Source organism: Aquibium sp. ELW1220 (assembly GCF_030398385.1).
In the GTDB taxonomy this organism is placed as follows: Bacteria; Pseudomonadota; Alphaproteobacteria; order Rhizobiales; family Rhizobiaceae; genus Aquibium.
This window is the reverse complement of record NZ_JAOAOQ010000014.1, coordinates 91,135-109,005: the sequence shown is the minus strand read 5'-3', so window position 1 is coordinate 109,005 and position 17,871 is coordinate 91,135. Positions and strand designations below refer to the sequence as shown.

The following is a 17,871-nucleotide window of genomic DNA, read 5'->3' as shown; positions in this document are numbered from 1 at the left end:
TATACTTTGATCAAAGATCAGACATCGAAGATTTGTGATCATCGCTCGAAGGATGCTTATGCGATCGCGGCACGGCTCCATGCAGGCATCGGCGCGGGAAGGGGGCCTGGTGATCGAGGCCGCCGACCTCGTGAAGGCGTTCGGAGGCCTGCGCGCCGTCGACGGCATGTCGCTGTCCCTTGCCCGCGGCGAGATGGTCGCGCTGATCGGTCCCAACGGCGCCGGCAAGACGACGATGTTCAACTTGATCGCCGGCAGCCTCCAGCCTGATGCCGGTTCCATTCACGTCGGAGGCGTCGATGTGCGGGGCGAGGGGCCGGAGCGGCGGATCGGCCGTGGCGTCGGCCGCACCTTCCAGATCCCGCGGCCCTTCGCCGACATGTCCGTCCTCGAAAACGTCCTCGCCGGCGCGCAGGGCCAGCTCGGGGAACGGATGTGGATGAACTTCCTCGCTCCCGGCCGCGTGGCCGCACAGGAAAAGGCCGCCGTCGACAAGGCGCGCGACCTCCTCGCCTTCGTCACGCTGGACCGGCTGGCGCTCGAGCCGGCCCGGGTGCTGTCGGGCGGCCAGCGCAAGCTGCTCGAACTGGCGCGCATCCTGATGGCCGATCCGCAGGTGATCCTGCTCGACGAGCCGGCCGCAGGCGTCAACCCCGTGCTGCTCGAACTGCTGATCGACCGCATCGTCGCTCTCAACGGTGCCGGCAAGACGATCCTCCTCATCGAGCACAACATGGACATGGTTGCCCGGCTCTGCAGCCGTGCGGTGGTAATGGCGTCGGGCAGGCTGCTGGCCGAAGGTCCGCCGGCCGAGATCGCCCGCGACCCCGCCGTCATCGCCGCCTATCTGGGAGACGTCGCATGACGCCCGTCTCCGACGCCGCGATCGTGCTGGCCACCCGAGCGCTCGTCTCCGGCTACGAGCCCGACCTGCCGATCGTGCGCGGCGTCGATCTTCAGGTGACGAAAGGCGAGTTCCTGCTGCTGCTCGGGCCGAACGGGGCGGGCAAGTCGACGCTGGTCAAGACCATCGCCGGCCTCGTGCCGGTCCATTCCGGCGCCATCCTGCACGACGGCGCCGACCTGACCGCCATGCCGCCGCATCTGCGCGTCCGCCACGGCCTCGCCTTCGTGCCGCAGACCGAGAACGTCTTCACCACAATGACCATCCACGAGAACCTGCTCGTGGCGGCGCAGGTGCTGCCGAGGGAACGGCGCGCCGGACGCATCGCCGACCTCTACGCCATGTTCCCGGATCTCGCGCGCCTGAAGGCGCTGCGCGCCGGGCAGTTGTCGGGCGGTCAGCGGCAGATGCTTGCAGTCGCGCGCGCGCTGATCGTCGAGCCCTCGGTCCTGATCCTCGACGAGCCCTCGGCCGGCCTCGCGCCGAAAGTCGTGCAGGACGTCTTCGCCAACCTGAAGGCCATCAACGCCGCGGGCGTGACGACCGTCCTGGTCGAGCAGAACGTCAAGGCGGCACTCGCCATCGCCGACCGCGCCATCGTCCTCGTCGAGGGCGAGGTGCGTCTGGAAGGGGATGCGCGGACGCTCGGCGACGACGCCGTGGTGGCCGAACTCTACCTCGGATCGCGGCACCGGCCGGCGGAGGCACGCCGATGACCCCGCAGGTGCTGATGGACGGGCTGGTGGCCGGCGCCATGATCGGGCTCGGCGCCATCGGCATTACGCTGACCTATTCCATCCTGCGCTTCTCCAACTTCGCCCATGGCGAGTTCCTGTCCTGGGGCGCCTATCTCGTGCTCGCGGTGGCGAGCGGGCTTGGCTTCCTCGCCGGCGGCCCGGCAAGCCCCCTCGGCCCGTTTTCCTTCGGCTGGACGCTGCCGGTCGCGCTGGTGGCCGGCATCGCGCTCACGGCCGCGCTCGCGCTCGTCGTCGATGCCCTGCTGTTCGGCCCGCTGCGCCATCGCGGCAGCGCCGTCATCATCCTGGTGATGGCGAGCTTCGGTGCGGCGCTGACGCTGCGCAGCCTGCTCGAGTTCATCTTCACTTCCAAGCCCATGTATTTCACCAGCGCCTTGCAGATCGCCCGCCCGCTCGGAGGCGGCCTGCGCGCGACGCCGGACCAGCTTCTGGCGCTCGGCCTCGCAGCCATCCTCGTCGTCGCCATCCACCTGCTCCTGACCCGCACCGCCATCGGCCGCTCGATGCGGGCGGTGAGCGAGAACCGGCAGCTTGCCGGCATTGCCGGCATCGACGTGCGCATGGTCATCCGCACCGTCTGGATCTTCGGTGCAGGACTTGCCTGCGTCGCCGGCGTCATGTCCGGCCTGCTCGTCCAGATCCGCCCGCAGATGGGCCTCGATCTGCTGCTCCCGCTTTTCGCCGCCGCCATCCTCGGCGGCATCGGGTCGGTGCCGGGCGCGATGATCGCCGGGCTGATCGTCGGGCTCGCCGAGGCGATGACGGTGCAACTGGTCGGCGCCGAATGGCGCGCCGCCGTCGCCTTCGTCATCCTCGTCGCGATCCTGCTGCTGCGCCCACGCGGCCTGTTCGGGAGACCGGAATGATCGATCTCCTGAGTTACGGCGCCTTCTTCCTCTCGGTCGCGCTCACCTATGCCATCATCAGCCTCGGCCTCAACGTCCAGTGGGGCCAGACCGGGCTGTTCAACGTCGGCATCGCAGGCTTCGTCGCCGTGGGCGCCTATGTCTCGGCGCTGCTCACCACGCCGGCCACCGCCGACCATCTCGGCGGCTTCGGTCTGCCGGTCGCCGCCGGCTGGCTGGGTGCGGCCGTCGCCACCGGTTTCGTGACCTTCCTCGTCGGCGCGCTGACCATCCGCCTGCGCTCCGACTATCTGGCGATCGCCACCTTCGGCGCCGCCGTCGCCATTCATCTGTGCATCCTCAACCTCCAGTCCGTCACCGGCGGCCCCTTCGGCATCGGCTTCATCCCGCGCGCCTTTGCCGGCCTCGCCGACCGGCCGGTGGCCTTCAGCCTCGCCAATCTGGCGCTGCTCGCCGCAGTCGTCCTGGCGCTCTACCTCGCGCTTGAACATCTCGCCCGCAGCCCGTGGGGCCGGGTGCTGCGCGCCATCCGCGAGGACGAACCGGCGGCGCTGGCGCTGGGCAAGAGTGCCGTTCGCTTTCGCCTGCAGGCCTTCGCGCTCGGCGGCGCCATCATGGGGCTGGCGGGCGCAACACAGGCGCATTTCATCGGCTACATCGCCCCCGACAACTACCAGCCGATCCTGACCTTCCAGGTCTGGGCGATGCTGATCGTCGGCGGTTCCGGCAACAACCGCGGCGCGATCCTCGGCGCCGTCGTCGTCTGGGGCATTTGGGCGCTGTCGGCCTCCGCCGTCGCCGGCCTGTTTCCGGCCGAGCAGCAGGCACGGGCGGCTTCTCTCCAGATCGTCATGATCGGACTGGCGCTCTGCGCCATCCTTTTGTGGCGCCCGCGCGGCATCCTCGGCGAAGCGCGCATCATGTCCCGCCACGTGCTGCGCGCCGCGCCAACGGCCACGCCCCCGCCTTCGACCAAAAGCGAGACCTGACATGAAGACACGCCCCGAACGCACCCGGCTCGCCGGCTCGCTCGACATCAGCCGGCTTGTCTGCGGCCTCTGGCAGGTCGCCGACATCGAGAAGGACGCCGCCCCGCTCGAACTCGACGGGGCAGCGGACGCACTCGACGCCTATGCCGCCGCGGGTTTCGACACCTTCGACATGGCCGACCATTACGGCAGCGCGGAACTGATCGCCGGCCGGCTGCTCGCCCGCCATCCGGGCCAGGGCCGTCCCGTTGCCATGACCAAATGGTGCCCCGAACCCGGCCCGATGACGCCGGACGTGGTCCGCCGCGGCGTTCAGGAACGGCTCGACAGGCTCGGCGTCGAACGGGTCGACCTGCTGCAGTTCCACTGGTGGACCTTCGAGCGCCCGGCCTGGCTCGACGCGCTGCACGCAATGACTGAACTGCGGCGCGAGGGCCTCATCGGCGAGATCGGCGTCACCAATTTCGACGCCGCGCATCTGGAACTGGCGCTCGCCGACGGTATCCCGCTGGTCAGCAACCAGGTGTCCTTCTCGCTCGTCGACCGCCGCGCCGCCGGCGAACTCGCGGCGCTGTGCCGGCGCAGCGGCGTCAGGCTCTTCGCCTATGGCACTCTGTGCGGCGGCTTCCTGTCGGACCGCTGGCTGGGCCGCCCCGAGCCGGAGACGATCCCCGACTGGAGCCGGTCCAAATACAAGCGCTTCATCGACACGGCCGGGGGCTGGGACGCCTTCCAGGCCATCCTGCGAGCCGCAGCCGAGATCGGCCGCAGGCATGCCGTCTCGATCTCCAACGTCGCGACGCGCTGGGTGCTGGAACACGAGGCGGTCGCCGCCGCCATCATCGGCGCACGCATCACCGAAAGCGAGCACCGCGACGACAATCTGAAGGTCTTCTCCTTCGCGCTCGACGGGGCGGACCACGCCCGTCTCGCCGAGGCCTTCGCCGCCACCCGGCCGATCCCCGGCGATTGCGGCGACGAGTACCGCCGCCCGCCGTTCCTGACCGCTTCCGGCGACCTGTCCCACCACCTCGGCTCGATCCCGTCGGTCTTCAAGGCGGTCGAGGTGCCCGGGCGCCCGGGCCGCCTGCGTGCCTCGTCGGGCAGCATCTGGGAAGGCATCGCCGGCTACAGCCGCGCGGTGCGGGTGGGGGACCGCATCCTCGTCTCCGGCACCACGGCCACCCACGGCGCCGACCGCTGCGTCGCTCCCGGAGATCCGGGCGCGCAGACGACCTACATCCTCGACAAGATCGCCGCGTCGCTCCATGCGCTCGGAGGCGGCATGGAAGACGTGGTGCGGACGCGGATCTACCTTCGTGACGCCGCGAAGTGGGAACCGGTCTCGCGCGCTCACGGCCGTGTCTTCGGCGACATCCTCCCCGCCAACACGCTCGTCGAGGTGGGAGCGCTCATCGGCGATTACGAGGTGGAGATCGAGGCGGAGGCGGTCGTCGCTGGCTGAGGCGAAGGGCTTCGACTACACGCCGGCTATGCCAGTCCCCGTTCCGTTCGTCAGGATGGACACGACGCCGGTGTCGTGCGATCTGCGGAGACGGTGAGTTCATCGTGTCCCGGAAGGACACGCGGGGGACGGTTTCATGAACCAGGAGGACTCAAAGTCCAGTCTGGCCGATACGGTCGTAGGTCTCGCGGGACGCTACCGCGATCGCGTCGCGCTCGTGCAGGGCGCCCGCCGCCTGAGCTACGAAGGCTTGGCGGCCGAATCGGCGCGGATTGCCCATGAACTGCGTTCGCACGGGGTGGCGGCCGGCGACCAGGTCGGCATCGCTTTGCGTGACAGTATCGACAACATGACCGCCCTGTTTGCGCTGTGGATGCTCGACGCGGTGGCCGTGCCGATCGACTTCCGCACCCGCGCCGAGGAGCGCGGGCGTCTTGTCGGGGAATTCGATCTCGCTCTTATGCTCGAGGACCGGGATCTCGGTGCCGGCGACTATTCCTCGCTCGTGTGGGACGGTGCCTTTGCCGAACGCGTCGCGCGGCAGCCCTCCGACGTGCCAGCGCCCACCACCGCCGACCTCCATCCGGCCGTCGTTTCGCTCACCTCCGGCACCACGGCGCGGCCGCTGGGCATCGTCATGAGCCACCGGACCCTCCTGCTGCGTGGTCTCGGCTACGGGCTGGAGTCCGATTATCCGATGGCCGCCCGGTTCCTCAACGCCTATCCCCTGTCCTTCTCCGCGTCGCGCCACCACACCCTCGGGCACCTCCTGCGCGGCGCCACCGTCCTGTTCCATCCGCCGACCTTCGGCGCCGGTGAACTTGCCGAGCGGGTGCTCCGCGAGCAGGTCACCTTCCTCTTCGCCGTTCCTGCGACGGTGTCTGCATTGCTCGACGTGGCGGGAGAGGGCGCCGTACCCTTCTTTCCTGAACTGAAGATGCTCTATTGCGGCGGCTCGGGCATGGCTCCCGAGGAAAAACGGCGGGCCTGGAGACGACTGACCCCCGGCTTCGTCCATTGCTTCTCGTCGAGCGTTTCCGGAACGGTGTCGATCCTGTCCGGCGACGACGTCGTGGAAAGGCCGGACACGGAAGGGCGCGTCATGCCCACCGTGCGGGTCGAGATCATCGGTGGCGACGAAAGAGCGGTTCCGGCCGGCGAGGTCGGAGCCATGCGGGTTCGCAGCCACGGGATGGCCGAAACCCTCTATCGCGGCCGCGACCGCGAAGGCGGAGATCGAATCCGCGACGGGTGGGCCTACACCGGCGACCTTGCGCGGCTGAGCGAAGACGGTTTCCTGACGGTCGTCGGGCGCACATCCGATCTCATCATCCGCGGCGGTGCGAACGTGCACCCTGCCGAGGTCGAGGGAGCGATCGCACGGCGTGCGGGCGTCCGCGACGTTGCCGTCGTCGGCTACCCCGATCCGGCACTGGGCGAGGAGATCGCCGCCTTCGTCGTCACCGACGGCAGCATCGGCGAGGCCGATCTCAGCGCCCATTGCCGCATCGAACTGCAGCCGGATAAGCGCCCGCGGCGCTTCATCCTCGTCGATGCCCTGCCGCGCAACGCCAACGGCAAGGTGCTGCGAACCGATCTCAGGACGCGGCTGTAGCCGGAAATCCTGCAGGGGTTCCCTTCGTCTCCGCCCTGGCCTCCGAAAACGGAGGCGACAGGGCCTTGTCCCGCGAAAGCTCTCCGCCCAGCAGCAGCGTTTCCAGCGCAGCGGCAACATGGCTGGATTCGCCGCCGATCTCGTAGTGCTTGCCGACGAGGACGTAGACGTTGCGGTTCGGCAGCAGATGCTCCCAGACTCCGTCGCGCTTCAGGAAGCTTTTCGCACGCCCTTCGGAGGCGAGGATATGGGCGCCGATGCCCGAGGGGCTGGGCCAGGCGTGGCGGTAGGTTGCGGTAAGCCAGGCGCGCGGCCAGTCCTTCAAGCCGGCATTGCGATAGAGTCCCGCCTTCTCCATGCCGATCAGCTTCCTCAGACTGCTGCTCATGTTGGCGATCGCCCGCGCGCGAAGCCAGAGCGGTTCCAGGAAGGGATTGTCTTCAGAGAGTCTGCCCGTGCTGCCGAAGAGGATCAGCCGCGCCCGTAGCCCGGACCCGTTCGCCTGCCCGATGCTGTAGGCGCGATGCCGGCTCCGCAGCGAGCGCGGAATACCCGGATCGAGCAACACCAGCCCTCCCAGCTTGCGTCCCCTTTGCTCCAGGAGGTGCGCCATCTCCAGGGCGATCAGCCCGCCCATGCAGAACGACGCGAGTCGAACCGGACCTTCGGGCTGTTCGCGCTCGATCTGGTCGACATAGGCTCTGGCGATCTCGGGCACGTTGCGCGGAAAGGGAGCGTCGCCGCGGATACCCGGCAATTCCAGCATGACGACGCGAGCGCCGCTCGTCATTCCTGCCTTGAAGGTCGGGCGAAGCACCGTGTAGCCGCCGCGACCATGGACGATGAAAAAGGTCTCGCGGGCCGCCGCCGCCGGTTCCTGTCCCGCCGTTGCACCCGACAGATGCGCGGCGACGGCGCGAGGCGTTCCATTTTCGAACAGATCGGAGATCGGGAAGACCTTTCCCGTGATCCGCAGGATCTCCATGCTGATCTGCTCGCCGAGCAGTGAGTCTCCTCCCAGGTCGTAGAAGTCGTCATCGGCGCCGACCGGCGTTACACCCATGATCCTGGAAAAGACATCGGCGATCTGCGCCTCGTTTCCCGGCAGGGGCTGCACGAAAAAGTTGCGAAGACGAAGAGACTCGCGTGCGATTGATTTTTCTGTGTCTTGCTTCATACGCGTCCGCCAGCATCAGTTCCTTTTGACCGGAACTTGTCCTAGCATCTTGCGCTACGCAACGACATTTGAGCCGTATACCGGCTTTTTCACCAGTAAACGGGAACGGAAAACAATGTTCATGCGCCTGGGAACCACTTTCATTCTCATCGCCGCTGCCATGGTACTGGGCGCCCGCGCCGAGCCCGTGACCATCGCGTCGGCCGCCCAGGGGTCCTCGACCTACAACATCGCGCTTGCCGTCGCCCGTGCCGCCAGCGAGATCGGCGGGCTGGACTTGCGCCCGCAGCCCTACAAGAGCACCAGCCAGGGTGCCGCCTTCGTCGACGGCGGCGAGGTCGACTTCGGCCTCGAGAACGCCTTCGCGGTGCGGGAGGCGATGCTGGGGCTCGGCCGATTCGAGGGCCAGACGATGGCCAATCTCCGGCTGGTCGCGCGGCTCCAGCCGCTGCGCATGGCGCTGGCGGTCCGCAAGGACGGCGGCATCCGCAGCTTCGACGACCTCCGGGGCAAGCGCCTGCCGGCCGGCTTTCGCGCCGCCGTCACCGGCGAACTGCTGATCTCGGCGATGCTGGCCAATGGCGGGCTGACCTATGACGACGTCGAGAAGGTGCCGGTGAACGACTTCACGGCCATGGCCGATGCCTTCGCAGCCGGGCAGCTCGACGCCTACATCTTCGTGATCGGCACGCCGCGGGACGAGCAGGTGTCCCGCACGGTCGGCGGGCTGCTGCCGTTGCCGTTCATCGATGGCGCGGAGGCCGTGGCGAGGGTCCAGGCAATCCTCCCAGTGGCATCGCTCGGCCGCCTGCAGCCCGATCCGTCGCTGGTCGACATCGAGAAGGAGACCGTCGTCCTCGAATACGACTATTTCGTCTACACCCATGCCGGCGAGGCGGAGGAGACGGTCCGAAAGATGGTCGAGAGCCTGCATGGCGGCAAGGACCTGATGGTCCAGTCCGTCGCCAGCATGGCCTGGTTCGAGCCCGCCCGCATGAACGCCGACCTCGGCCTGCCCTACCACCCCGCCGCCGAGGCCTTCTTCCGCGAAAAGGGACTGTCGAATTGAAGCATACGCCTGCAAGGCAGGCGCTCACGGCGGCATCGGCGGTTGCGGGCGTGCTGGTCGCCGTCCTGCCGGTTCTCTGGACGCTCGATCCGGGACGTTCCCTGTCCATCCGCTTCGTCGGCGAGCAGTTCCTCAGCCTGCTGCTCGCCTGTGCCGTCGTCTTCGTCCTGCTCGAAGCAGCCCGCCGCGCGAGGCCGGTGGCGGCGGCGGCGCTCGTCGTCGGCTCCCTGGTTGCCGCCGCGGCGGGCGCCTGGCTCGTCGTCCATTTCGGCAGCGACGCCGCGCTCTTCGTGAGGCCCACGCCCGCCATCCTCGCGGTGTCCCTCGCGGTCATGCTGACCGTCACCATCGCGCTCGGCCTATCCTCGGGGAGCGCGATGGTGGTGCTGGTGGTGGCGACGCTGTCGACCGGCTACCTTGCCCAGTACTTCGGCGCACCCTTCGACGCCGCGCCGGTCAGCGCGGCGCGTTATGTCACCTACATGGTGGTGGGCGGCGATGCCTTTCTCGGACAGGCGCTCGCCGTCATCGGCGGCACGGTCACGGTCTTCATCCTGTTCGGCGCGATGTTCGAGGCCTCCGGCGGGGCGGCCGCGCTCGATGTGCTGGCGCTGCGGCTGGCGCGCGGCGGCAGCGGCGTGGCCATCAAGGCGACGATCATCTCTTCGGCCCTGTTCGGCACCGTCTCGGGCAGCGCCACCTCCAATGTGCTGACCTCGGGCAGCGTCACCATCGGCGGGATGCGGCGCATGGGCGTGCCCGCGCCGCAGGCGGGCGGCATCGAGGCACTCTCGTCGACGCTCGGCCAGCTGACACCGCCGGTCATGGGCGCCGCCGCATTCCTGATGGCCGACATCAGCGGCATTCCCTATGGAACGATCGCGCTGTCGGCCGCCATCCCGGCGGCGATCTGCTACGTGATCATGCTGCTGCATGCCGGCCGCTATGGCCGGCGGATCGAGGCCGGGCGGGCGCTGGATCCGTCAGGGCTGCCGCCGGCCCCGCCGCTCCGCTGGTCCATGCTCTGGCATCTGGCGCCCTTCGCTGCGATCACCGTCACCATGACGGCCGGCGACCGGGCGACGGCGATGGCCGGCGTCATGGGCGCAGCGACGGCGGCGGGCGTGGGCATCCTGCTCGCCGGTCCAAGCGGATTTGCGGAACGATTGCTGGCGGTCGGGCCGCGGACGGCAAGGGCCATGGCCGTGCTGGTGCTGGCCGGCTCGGGCCTCGGCGTTGTGGTCGGCGCGCTGAACCTCACCGGGCTCGACGTCAGCCTGGCGCTCGGGCTGATCCACGTCGGCGAGAAGAGCCTGCTGGTCTCGCTCGTGCTCACGGCGCTCGCCGCCCTCGTGCTCGGCGCGGGGCTGTCGACCAGCGGCGTCTATATCGTCGTGGCGACGCTGCTCGTCCCGGGTCTCGTCAAGCTCGGCGTGGAGCCGATCGCCGCCCACATGTTCGTGCTGTACTTCGGCGTGGTGTCGATGATCACGCCGCCGGTCGCCTTCGCGGCGCTGGCGGCCAGCGGCATCTCGGGGGCGAAGTTTTCCGAAACCGCTTTCGCCGCCATGCGCTTCGGCTGGTTCCTGTACGTGCTCCCCTTCCTGCTCGTGTTCTTCCCGGGACTCCTGCTGGCGGCACCCCTGGCGGAGACGATCGTCACGCTTTCGACCGCGACTGCGGTGCTGGCGATCGCGTGGTGGCTCCTCACGCGAAAGCCCTTGGCGCGGCCGGCCGTCGTGCACGGCGCGGGTGCGGCGCCGGACTGAGCGCCACGCGCCCGCGGCCACCGGTGCTCCGGCTCCGCGCGGCGGCTACGCCTTCTTGCGTCCGAGCCCCATGCTCTTGGCAAGCGCGGATCGCGTGGCGGCATAGGTCGGAGCCACCATCGGATAGGTCGGGGACAGGTCCCATCGCGCGCGGTATTCGTCGGGCGTCATCCCGTACTGGGTCGCCAGGTGCCGCTTCAGCGACTTGAACTTCTTCCCGTCCTCCAGGCAGACGATGTATTCCGGCGTCACGGATCGCTTGACCGGCACGGCCGGGCTCGGCCGGTTGTCGGCCGTGCCGGAGCCGCCGAGACGCAGCTTTTCGACCGTGGCGTGAACGTCCAGGATCAGCGTCGCGAGGTCGGGCCGCGGCACCGGGTTGTTCGCCACGTAGGCGGCTACGATGGTGGAGGTCAGTGCGATGTCGGAGGCTTCGGACTTGCTCGCGACCGGGTATGTCATTTCAGGCTTTCTCCTGGCTCGTTTGAGGGATCAAGGGTTTTCCTCGCCTGCGGCGAGAGGCAGTCTGACGGTCTGGACGAGACCTTTCGGCTCGTCGGCGTTCACGATGGTGATGGAGCCGCCGAACCGCTCGACGATCTCCTTCGCGATGGCGAGGCCGAGGCCTGCTCCGGGCATGGTCTTGCGGCGCGCGGCATCGACCCGGAAGAAGGGCTCGAACACGTTGGCGATCAGGTCCGGCGGAATGCCGGGCCCCCGGTCGCGGATCGTCACGACCGCGTCGCCGCCGGCCCGTGACAGTTCGATCGTGGCGCCGCCGCCATGCGTCGCGGCGTTGATGATGAGGTTGCGCAGCGCGCGCTTGAGGGCGAGGGGACCGGCCGAAACGGGCAGCGACACCGGCGAAGGCGGCGTCACCTTGTATCCGAGCGGGACGAGCTCAGCGACGATTTCGTCGATCAGCTGGCCGAGGCGAACGGGTTCGCGGTTGTCGCTGCCGACCTCCTCCCGCACCAGGCGGATGGCGCTGTCGGCGATGGCGTCGAGTTCCTCGAGGTCGGCGAACCACTTCTCCCGCTCCGCCTCCTGCGGCAGGAACTCCGCCCGCAGCCGCATCCGCGTCATCGGAGTGCGCAAATCATGTCCGGCGGCCGCGACGAGCCGCATCCGGCTGTCCACGGCCGATTTGAGCCGGCTCGACAGCGTGTTCAGGGCCTGCGCGGTGGCGCGGACTTCGCCGGACCCGGTTTCCGGAATCTTTGGCAGCATACCGTCCGGGCCGATGCGGCCGATCGCGTCTTCCAGCAATTGCAGCGGTCGGATGATCTTGGACGCGTAGAAGATCGAGATCGCCGTGCTGCCGAGGACGATCAGGACGATCCAGCCGGCAAGGGCCCACCATCGCCCCGGCGGCGGCCGCAGATCGGGAATCTGTGCGACCACCCAGTCGTCGGGACCAAGCTCGACGGAGGCGAGGATCACGGAGGTTCCCGCCGCTTCCGTCACGATCGCGACCCGGGCGGGTCCGGTGCTCGCCATCGCCTCGGTGAGGAACCGCGACATGATCGCGATTTCAGGGCCGCCGGCAGGCTCTGCCTGCAGCGTCACGCCTGCCGTCGTCGCTTCAGGCCGGTTCCGCTGGGCAAGATCGGCGAGCACGTGGAGCTGGCGCGCCACCGGCTCCATGGTGGCCTGGGGAAGAGGGGGCTGCAGCACTAGGCCCGCCGCCAGCGTCGCCAGGCCGACCACCGTCACGATGGCGACGATCAGCAGCAGGACGAGGCGGTTGCGCAGCGATTTCATCGCGGAAAGGTCTGCGTCCGGACCGGAACGGTGAGCTGATACCCGCCGTTCCGCACGGTCTTGAAGATCGGGCAGGCGTCGTCTTCGTCGAGCTTGCGCCGCAGCCGGCTCATCAGCACGTCGATCGAACGGTCCATCGGGTCGCGGCTGCGGCCCTGCGTGAGGTCGAGCAACTGGTCGCGTGACAGGAGCCGGCCGGGTCGCTCCAGGAAGACGTTGAGAAGGTCGAACTCGGCGCCGGTCAGATCGACCAAAGCGCCGTCGTCACGCATGATGCGGCGCAGCTGCGGATCGACCTCGAACCGGCCGAAGCCGTAGGTCCTCGTCTCGGGAACCGTGTCGTCCTCATGGCCCGCCCGCCGAAGCACCGCCTTGATGCGGGCGACCAGCTCGCGCGGATTGAACGGCTTGCCGAGATAGTCGTCGGCGCCGATCTCGAGACCGACGATCCGGTCGACGTCCTCCTTGAGCGCGGTCAGGAGGATCACCGGCAGCCGTGGCCGGCGGTCCTGGAGCCCGCGGCAGATGTCGAGGCCGGAGCCGTCCGGCAGCATGACGTCGAGCACGACGAGGTCCGGCTCGCTGATCGAGAGGCGGCTCTCGCACTCGGCCCGGTTCGATGCGGCCGAGACGCGGAAGCCCTGGCTGCCGAGATAGCGTCCCAGAAGGGAACGTATCTCGGGATCGTCGTCGACGATCAGTATGTGAACCGGTCCACTCATGGGATCGGGCAGCCTCCATTCCTGTCTCAACTCGTCCTATATCCATCCCGCCCGCGCTTCGCCGGACAATTTTGCAACGGAACTTTGCTGGGTGGCCCTCAGCAACGTTCGTTTGCAAGAAACTCTTTTCGAGCAACGTTCGGAAACACGCAGACCAACGGCGGATACGCGCGGACGCTAGCGTCTTCCTCACGGGCAACGGCCCGAAAGGAAGAATCGCATGCATCGCACTTCAGCCGTGGGGCTTCTACCGGCCAGGACACTGGCCTCGCTGGCATTCGCAATCCTCGTCCGGCTTCTGTCGTCGCGCCCGGTCGCCGATTGTCTCGGCGCGGCACGGCCGCAGTGCTCGGTTTCGATGTCGGAGGGTGCGCGATGAGTTGGCTCGCCCGTGCGGGCGCGCTGCTCGTCTGGTCCCTGATCGCCGTGGCCTGCAGCAATGACGAGGGCGGAAACCTGGTGATGGGTCCGCCCGGTGGTGCGATCGGCCCGGTTGAGGTGGGTGTCGTGGCCCTGAAGAGCAGGCCCGTGCCGCGCAGCGCCGAACTGCCCGGCCGCGTCGTGGCCTTCGCCACGGCCGAGGTGCGGCCGCAGGTCAACGGCCTCGTTCGCAGGATCGCCTACAGGGAGGGCAGCGACGTCAAGGCCGGAGACGTGCTCTACGAACTCGACGACAGCAAGTTCAAGGCCGCGCATGCCGCGGCGGCCGCGGCGCTGAGGAAGGCCGAAGCCGCGACGGCCGGTGAGCAGGCGACCTTCGACAGGACCGAAAAGCTGGCTTCGACCAACGCCGTCAGCGCGCAGACGCTCGACGATGCCCGGTCCACGCTCCTTCAGGCGGAGGCGGAGGAGGAGGCGGCACGGGCCGACCTTCGCACAGCCCGCATCAATCTCGACAACACGGTCATCCGCGCACCGATCGGCGGGGTCGTCGGCGTTTCCCAGGTCAGCGTCGGCGCGCTGATCATCGAGAACCAGACAGATGCCATGGCCACGATCCGCCAGATCGACCCGATCCACGTCGATCTGGTCGATTCGAGCGCCAATCTCCTGCGCATCCGCGACGAGGCATCTGCCGGGCGGCTCGGACGCCCGTCCGAGGCTGCGGACACGATCTCGCTGACGCTCGAAAACGACCGCGCATACGAAAAGAAAGGCACGCTGTCGCTCGCCGACATGGTCGTCAGCCAGACCACCGGCACGTTCCGCCTGAGAGCGACCTTCGACAACCCCGACCGGATCCTGCTTCCGGGCATGTTCGTCCGCGCGACGGTGGATCTTGGCTCGGTGCCGAACGCGTTCCTCGTCCCGCAACGGGCGCTGTCGCGCAGCGCCACCGGCGACGCCATGGTCTTCATCGCCTCGCTCGACGGCAAGGCCGAGCTGCGAAGGGTCACCACCGGCGGCGCGCTCGGCAATGACTGGATCGTCACCGGCGGAGTCGAGGACGGCGACCGGCTGATCGTCGACGGATTCCAGAACATCTCCGACGGAGCCGCGATCAAGCCGGTCGAGAGTTCCATCGACGAACGCGGTGTCGTCATGCAGGAGCTCCGCAAAGGGGACGATGCCGCGCCGGGTGCGGCACGATGAGTGCGGGAACCAGCCGGAACGCCATCGCGAGCTTCTTCATCGCGCGGCCCGTCTTTGCGATCGTCATCGCCATCGGGACGTTCCTCGCGGGCCTGATGGGAGTCTACTCCCTCTCGATCTCGCAATATCCCGAGATCGCGCCCGTGACCATACGGATATCCGCCACCTATACCGGCGCGACGGCCCAGGCCGTCGAGAACTCGGTGACCAGGAAGATCGAGAGCGCCATGACGGGCCTCGACGGCCTGCTCTACATGGAATCGACGTCCAACACCGGCTCCTCCTCGATCTCGCTCACCTTCGCCAACGGTACCGATCCGGAGCTGGCGCAGGTCGAGGTGCAGAACAAGCTTTCCACCGTCGAGTCGCAGCTGCCCGATGCGGTGCTCGACATCGGCGTGCGCGTCAGCCGCGCGCCGTCCGGTATTCTCATGATCGGCAACATCGTCTCGCAGGATGGCCGCTACAGCTCCTCCGAGCTGTCCGACATCATGTCCAGCCAGATCGAGGAGCGTGTCGAGCGGCTGGAGGGCGTCGGCTCGCTCCAGACCTTCGGCTCCGGCTTTGCCATGCGGGTCTGGCTCGACCCGTCGGCGATGCAGAAATTCCAGCTCGTTCCGGGCGACGTCACCGCGGCGATCGGTTCGCAGAACGTCCAGATTGCGGCCGGGTCGATCGGCGCCACGCCAGTCGTGACCGGACAGCAGCTCAAGGCCAACATCGTGGCGCGGACACAGATGTCGTCGGTCGAGGAATTCGAGCGCATCGTGCTCAAGACGGCCGCCGACGGTTCGGTCGTGCGGCTCGGCGACGTCGCCCGCATCGAGGTCGGACTGGAGACCTATGGTCAGAGTTCCAGCTTCAGCGGAGCCCCGGCCGCCGGCTTCGGCGTCCAGCTCGCCTCGGGCGCCAATGCGATCTCCACGGCGGCCCGTGTCCACGCCGAGCTCGACGCCCTGGCGGACTCGCTGCCGGAAGGTGTCGCGATCGCCTATTCCTACGAGACGACGCCCTTCGTCGAGCTGTCCATCGAGAAGGTGGTGGAAACGCTGATCGAGGCCGTGGTCCTCGTCTTCCTGGTGCTGCTCCTGTTTCTCCGCAACCTGCGCGCCACGCTCATCCCCATGATCGCGGTCCCCGTCGTGCTGATGGGCACGTTCGGGGTGCTCGCGGCGCTCGGCTATTCCATCAACATGCTGACCATGTTCGCCATGGTGCTGGCGATCGGCCTGCTGGTCGACGATGCCATCGTCGTGGTCGAGAACGTCGAGCGCGTCATGCGCGAGGAGAAGCTGCCGGCCCGCGAGGCGACAGAGAAGTCCATGGGCGAGATCACCGGGGCGCTGGTCGGCATCGCGCTGGTGCTCACCGCCGTCTTCATTCCCATGGCGTTCTTTTCCGGTTCCGTGGGCGTCATCTACCGCCAGTTCTCGGTCACCATCGCGAGCGCCATGCTGCTCTCGGTAACGGTCGCGATCGTCCTCACGCCGGCGCTTTGCGCGCTGATGCTCCGGCCCTCGCATGACGGCTTCCTCGACCGCTGGCTCGGATGGTTCGAGCGCGGCTTTGCGCGTCTCACGGGAGGCTATGTCGCCACCGTGGGCGCGGTGGTCGTGCGTCCGCTGCGGATGTTCGCGGTGTTCGGCGCGCTCCTGGCGGCAGCCTGGGGTCTCTACGCCGAGCTCCCCACCTCCTTCCTGCCGGAAGAGGACCAGGGCGTGCTGATCACCCAGATCACGCTGCCCGACGGGGCCAACGCCGCGCGCACCCAGGCCGTCATCGACATGGTGGAGAACTACTACCTCACCTACGAGAAGGAAGCGGTCCAGAGCGCGTTCATGAACCTCGGCTTCAGCTTCGGAGGCAGTGGCGAAAACGCCGCCATGGGTTTCATCCGCCTGAGGGACTTCGATCTCAGAACCGACCCGCGCCTTTCCGCGTCCGCCGTCGCGCAACGTGCGTCGGCCTATTTCCGACAGATCCGCGATGCCCGGGTCTTCGTTCTCGCGCCGCCTGCGATCCAGGGCCTCGGCCAGTCCAGCGGCTTCGACATGTATCTGGAGGACACGGGCAACCGGGGCCGCGACGCGCTGATCGAGGCGAGCAACGTGCTGGCCGACCGGACGGCCGGCAACGCCGTGATCGCCAACATTCGCGGCAACACCCGCACGCTGGAGGCCCAGCTCAAGATCGACATCGACCAGGAGAAGGCGGGAGCGATGGGCATCGATCTTTCGGCGATCGACAGCCTGATCAACACCGTCTTCTCGGGCACCGACGTGAACGACTTCATCTACAACGGCGAGATAAAGCCGGTCTACGTGCAGGCGGACGCGCCGTTCCGCATGCAGCCGGAGGATCTCGACCGCTGGTACGCCAGGAACGAGGGCGGCGAGATGGTGCCGTTCTCCGCCTTCGCCACCACGCAGTGGGTGCAGGGGTCGCCGTCGCTCGCGCGCTTCAACGGCACGGCGGCGGTTTCCATCAACGGCCAGGCGGCTCCCGGCGCCAGCTCCGGCGAGGCGATGACCGAAGCGGAACGGCTCGTGGCGGCACTGCCCGGCGGCTATTCCGCGTCGTGGTCTGGACTGTCCTATCAGGAGCGCCTCGCCGGCTCGCAGGCGATGATGCTCTATGCCGTCTCGCTGCTCGTCGTCTTCCTGTGTCTGGCGGCGCTCTATGAGAGCTGGTCGGTCCCCCTCGCGGTGATCCTGGCGGTGCCGGTCGGCGTGTTCGGCGCCTTGCTGGCGGCGTGGCTCTTCGACCAGTCGAACGACGTCTATTTCAAGGTCGGCCTGCTCACCACCATCGGCCTCACCGCCAAGAACGCGATCCTGATCGTGGAATTCGCCAGGGATCTGGTCGGCCGCGGCCATGGCGCCGTGGAGGCAGTGGTCGAGGCCTCCCGCCTGCGGCTTCGTCCGATCGTCATGACATCGCTCGCCTTCATCCTTGGCGTCCTCCCGCTGGCAATTGCCACCGGCGCCGGCTCGGCGGCGCAGAACGCCATCGGGATCGGCGTGATGGGAGGCATGCTCTCTGCCACCGTGCTCGGCGTCTTCTTCGTGCCTCTGCTGTTCGTCTGCCTGTCCTGGCTGACCGCGCGGCTGACGACCGGCCGCGGCGATCGACGCGAAACCCGGAAGACCGAGGCGTGAGTATGCATGACCGCGTGACACC

General features: G+C 68.1%; 15 protein-coding genes. 11 read left to right on the top strand and 4 right to left on the bottom strand.

Annotation, left to right across the window (positions count from 1 at the left end; translation table 11 throughout):
* The first annotated feature begins 58 nt into the window (after positions 1 to 58).
* The 6 genes from N1F91_RS14630 (at position 59) to N1F91_RS14605 (ending at position 6,597) form a co-directional block, all read left to right on the top strand.
* Positions 59 to 865 carry an ABC transporter ATP-binding protein gene (locus tag N1F91_RS14630; RefSeq protein WP_289993109.1) on the top strand — a complete coding sequence of 269 codons (807 nt, stop codon included), beginning with the start codon at positions 59 to 61 and terminating at the stop codon, positions 863 to 865.
* Complete coding sequence (locus N1F91_RS14625) at positions 862 to 1,620, top strand: ABC transporter ATP-binding protein (protein WP_289993108.1); 759 nt, start codon at positions 862 to 864, stop codon at positions 1,618 to 1,620. Before N1F91_RS14630 ends, N1F91_RS14625 begins: the two co-directional genes overlap by 4 nt.
* Positions 1,617 to 2,528: a branched-chain amino acid ABC transporter permease gene (locus N1F91_RS14620; protein ID WP_289993107.1), complete on the top strand. Its 912-nt coding sequence runs from the start codon at positions 1,617 to 1,619 to the stop codon at positions 2,526 to 2,528. Before N1F91_RS14625 ends, N1F91_RS14620 begins: the two co-directional genes overlap by 4 nt.
* A complete protein-coding gene (locus N1F91_RS14615) occupies positions 2,525 to 3,517 on the top strand; it encodes a branched-chain amino acid ABC transporter permease (RefSeq protein ID WP_289993106.1) in 993 nt (330 codons plus the stop codon). Before N1F91_RS14620 ends, N1F91_RS14615 begins: the two co-directional genes overlap by 4 nt.
* Position 3,518: 1 nt before the next feature.
* Positions 3,519 to 4,982, top strand: a complete 1,464-nt coding sequence (locus N1F91_RS14610) for an aldo/keto reductase (protein ID WP_289993105.1) — start codon at positions 3,519 to 3,521, stop codon at positions 4,980 to 4,982.
* Between the two features lie 136 nt (positions 4,983 to 5,118).
* Positions 5,119 to 6,597: an AMP-binding protein gene (locus N1F91_RS14605; RefSeq protein WP_289993103.1), complete on the top strand. Its 1,479-nt coding sequence runs from the start codon at positions 5,119 to 5,121 to the stop codon at positions 6,595 to 6,597.
* On the opposite strand, the gene N1F91_RS14600 is transcribed toward N1F91_RS14605, so the two are convergent.
* Positions 6,581 to 7,714: an alpha/beta fold hydrolase gene (locus tag N1F91_RS14600; RefSeq protein WP_289993102.1), complete on the bottom strand. Its 1,134-nt coding sequence runs from the start codon at positions 7,712 to 7,714 to the stop codon at positions 6,581 to 6,583. The genes N1F91_RS14605 and N1F91_RS14600 overlap by 17 nt on opposite strands.
* Before the next feature lie 181 nt (positions 7,715 to 7,895).
* Between N1F91_RS14600 and N1F91_RS14595 the strand changes: the two genes are divergently transcribed.
* Positions 7,896 to 8,843, top strand: coding sequence for a TAXI family TRAP transporter solute-binding subunit (locus N1F91_RS14595; RefSeq protein ID WP_289993101.1), 948 nt, complete (start codon positions 7,896 to 7,898; stop codon positions 8,841 to 8,843).
* Positions 8,840 to 10,612: a TRAP transporter large permease subunit gene (locus N1F91_RS14590; protein WP_289993100.1), complete on the top strand. Its 1,773-nt coding sequence runs from the start codon at positions 8,840 to 8,842 to the stop codon at positions 10,610 to 10,612. The genes N1F91_RS14595 and N1F91_RS14590 overlap by 4 nt, the downstream gene beginning before the upstream one ends.
* 45 nt (positions 10,613 to 10,657) lie before the next feature.
* Here N1F91_RS14590 and N1F91_RS14585 read toward each other — a convergent pair whose 3' ends face one another.
* Genes N1F91_RS14585 through N1F91_RS14575 form a run of 3 tightly spaced genes read right to left on the bottom strand, consistent with a single transcriptional unit; the run spans position 10,658 to position 13,098 of the window.
* Complete coding sequence (locus N1F91_RS14585; protein ID WP_289993099.1) at positions 10,658 to 11,074, bottom strand: MucR family transcriptional regulator; 417 nt, start codon at positions 11,072 to 11,074, stop codon at positions 10,658 to 10,660.
* Positions 11,075 to 11,104: 30 nt separating this feature from the next.
* Entirely contained in the window at positions 11,105 to 12,376 is a 1,272-nt protein-coding gene (locus N1F91_RS14580; RefSeq protein ID WP_289993098.1) for an ATP-binding protein, read from the bottom strand.
* Positions 12,373 to 13,098 carry a response regulator gene (locus tag N1F91_RS14575; protein ID WP_289993097.1) on the bottom strand — a complete coding sequence of 242 codons (726 nt, stop codon included), beginning with the start codon at positions 13,096 to 13,098 and terminating at the stop codon, positions 12,373 to 12,375. The genes N1F91_RS14580 and N1F91_RS14575 overlap by 4 nt, the downstream gene beginning before the upstream one ends.
* Positions 13,099 to 13,318: 220 nt before the next feature.
* Between N1F91_RS14575 and N1F91_RS14570 the strand changes: the two genes are divergently transcribed.
* Genes N1F91_RS14570 through N1F91_RS14560 form a run of 3 tightly spaced genes read left to right on the top strand, consistent with a single transcriptional unit; the run spans position 13,319 to position 17,849 of the window.
* Positions 13,319 to 13,477 (top strand): hypothetical protein, encoded by a 159-nt coding sequence (locus N1F91_RS14570; protein ID WP_289993096.1) that lies wholly within the window; start codon positions 13,319 to 13,321, stop codon positions 13,475 to 13,477.
* Positions 13,474 to 14,691, top strand: a complete 1,218-nt coding sequence (locus N1F91_RS14565; protein ID WP_289993095.1) for an efflux RND transporter periplasmic adaptor subunit — start codon at positions 13,474 to 13,476, stop codon at positions 14,689 to 14,691. The genes N1F91_RS14570 and N1F91_RS14565 overlap by 4 nt, the downstream gene beginning before the upstream one ends.
* A gap of 23 nt (positions 14,692 to 14,714) precedes the next feature.
* The gene (locus N1F91_RS14560; RefSeq protein ID WP_289993156.1) at positions 14,715 to 17,849 is read left to right on the top strand and encodes an efflux RND transporter permease subunit; all 3,135 of its coding nucleotides are present in this window, start codon (positions 14,715 to 14,717) and stop codon (positions 17,847 to 17,849) included.
* The last annotated feature ends 22 nt before the right edge of the window (positions 17,850 to 17,871 follow it).

Bases quoted from the DNA above. Each gene is read 5' to 3' on its own strand.
- N1F91_RS14630 (WP_289993109.1), top strand. From the start codon at position 59: ATGCGATCGCGGCACGGCTCCATGCAGGCATCGGCGCGGGAAGGGGGC.
- N1F91_RS14570 (WP_289993096.1), top strand. From the start codon at position 13,319: ATGCATCGCACTTCAGCCGTGGGGCTTCTACCGGCCAGGACACTGGCC.
- N1F91_RS14585 (WP_289993099.1), bottom strand. From the start codon at position 11,074: ATGACATACCCGGTCGCGAGCAAGTCCGAAGCCTCCGACATCGCACTG.
- N1F91_RS14620 (WP_289993107.1), top strand. From the start codon at position 1,617: ATGACCCCGCAGGTGCTGATGGACGGGCTGGTGGCCGGCGCCATGATC.
- N1F91_RS14610 (WP_289993105.1), top strand. From the start codon at position 3,519: ATGAAGACACGCCCCGAACGCACCCGGCTCGCCGGCTCGCTCGACATC.
- N1F91_RS14580 (WP_289993098.1), bottom strand. From the start codon at position 12,376: ATGAAATCGCTGCGCAACCGCCTCGTCCTGCTGCTGATCGTCGCCATC.
- N1F91_RS14625 (WP_289993108.1), top strand. From the start codon at position 862: ATGACGCCCGTCTCCGACGCCGCGATCGTGCTGGCCACCCGAGCGCTC.
- N1F91_RS14575 (WP_289993097.1), bottom strand. From the start codon at position 13,098: ATGAGTGGACCGGTTCACATACTGATCGTCGACGACGATCCCGAGATA.
- N1F91_RS14595 (WP_289993101.1), top strand. From the start codon at position 7,896: ATGCGCCTGGGAACCACTTTCATTCTCATCGCCGCTGCCATGGTACTG.
- N1F91_RS14615 (WP_289993106.1), top strand. From the start codon at position 2,525: ATGATCGATCTCCTGAGTTACGGCGCCTTCTTCCTCTCGGTCGCGCTC.
- N1F91_RS14565 (WP_289993095.1), top strand. From the start codon at position 13,474: ATGAGTTGGCTCGCCCGTGCGGGCGCGCTGCTCGTCTGGTCCCTGATC.
- N1F91_RS14605 (WP_289993103.1), top strand. From the start codon at position 5,119: ATGAACCAGGAGGACTCAAAGTCCAGTCTGGCCGATACGGTCGTAGGT.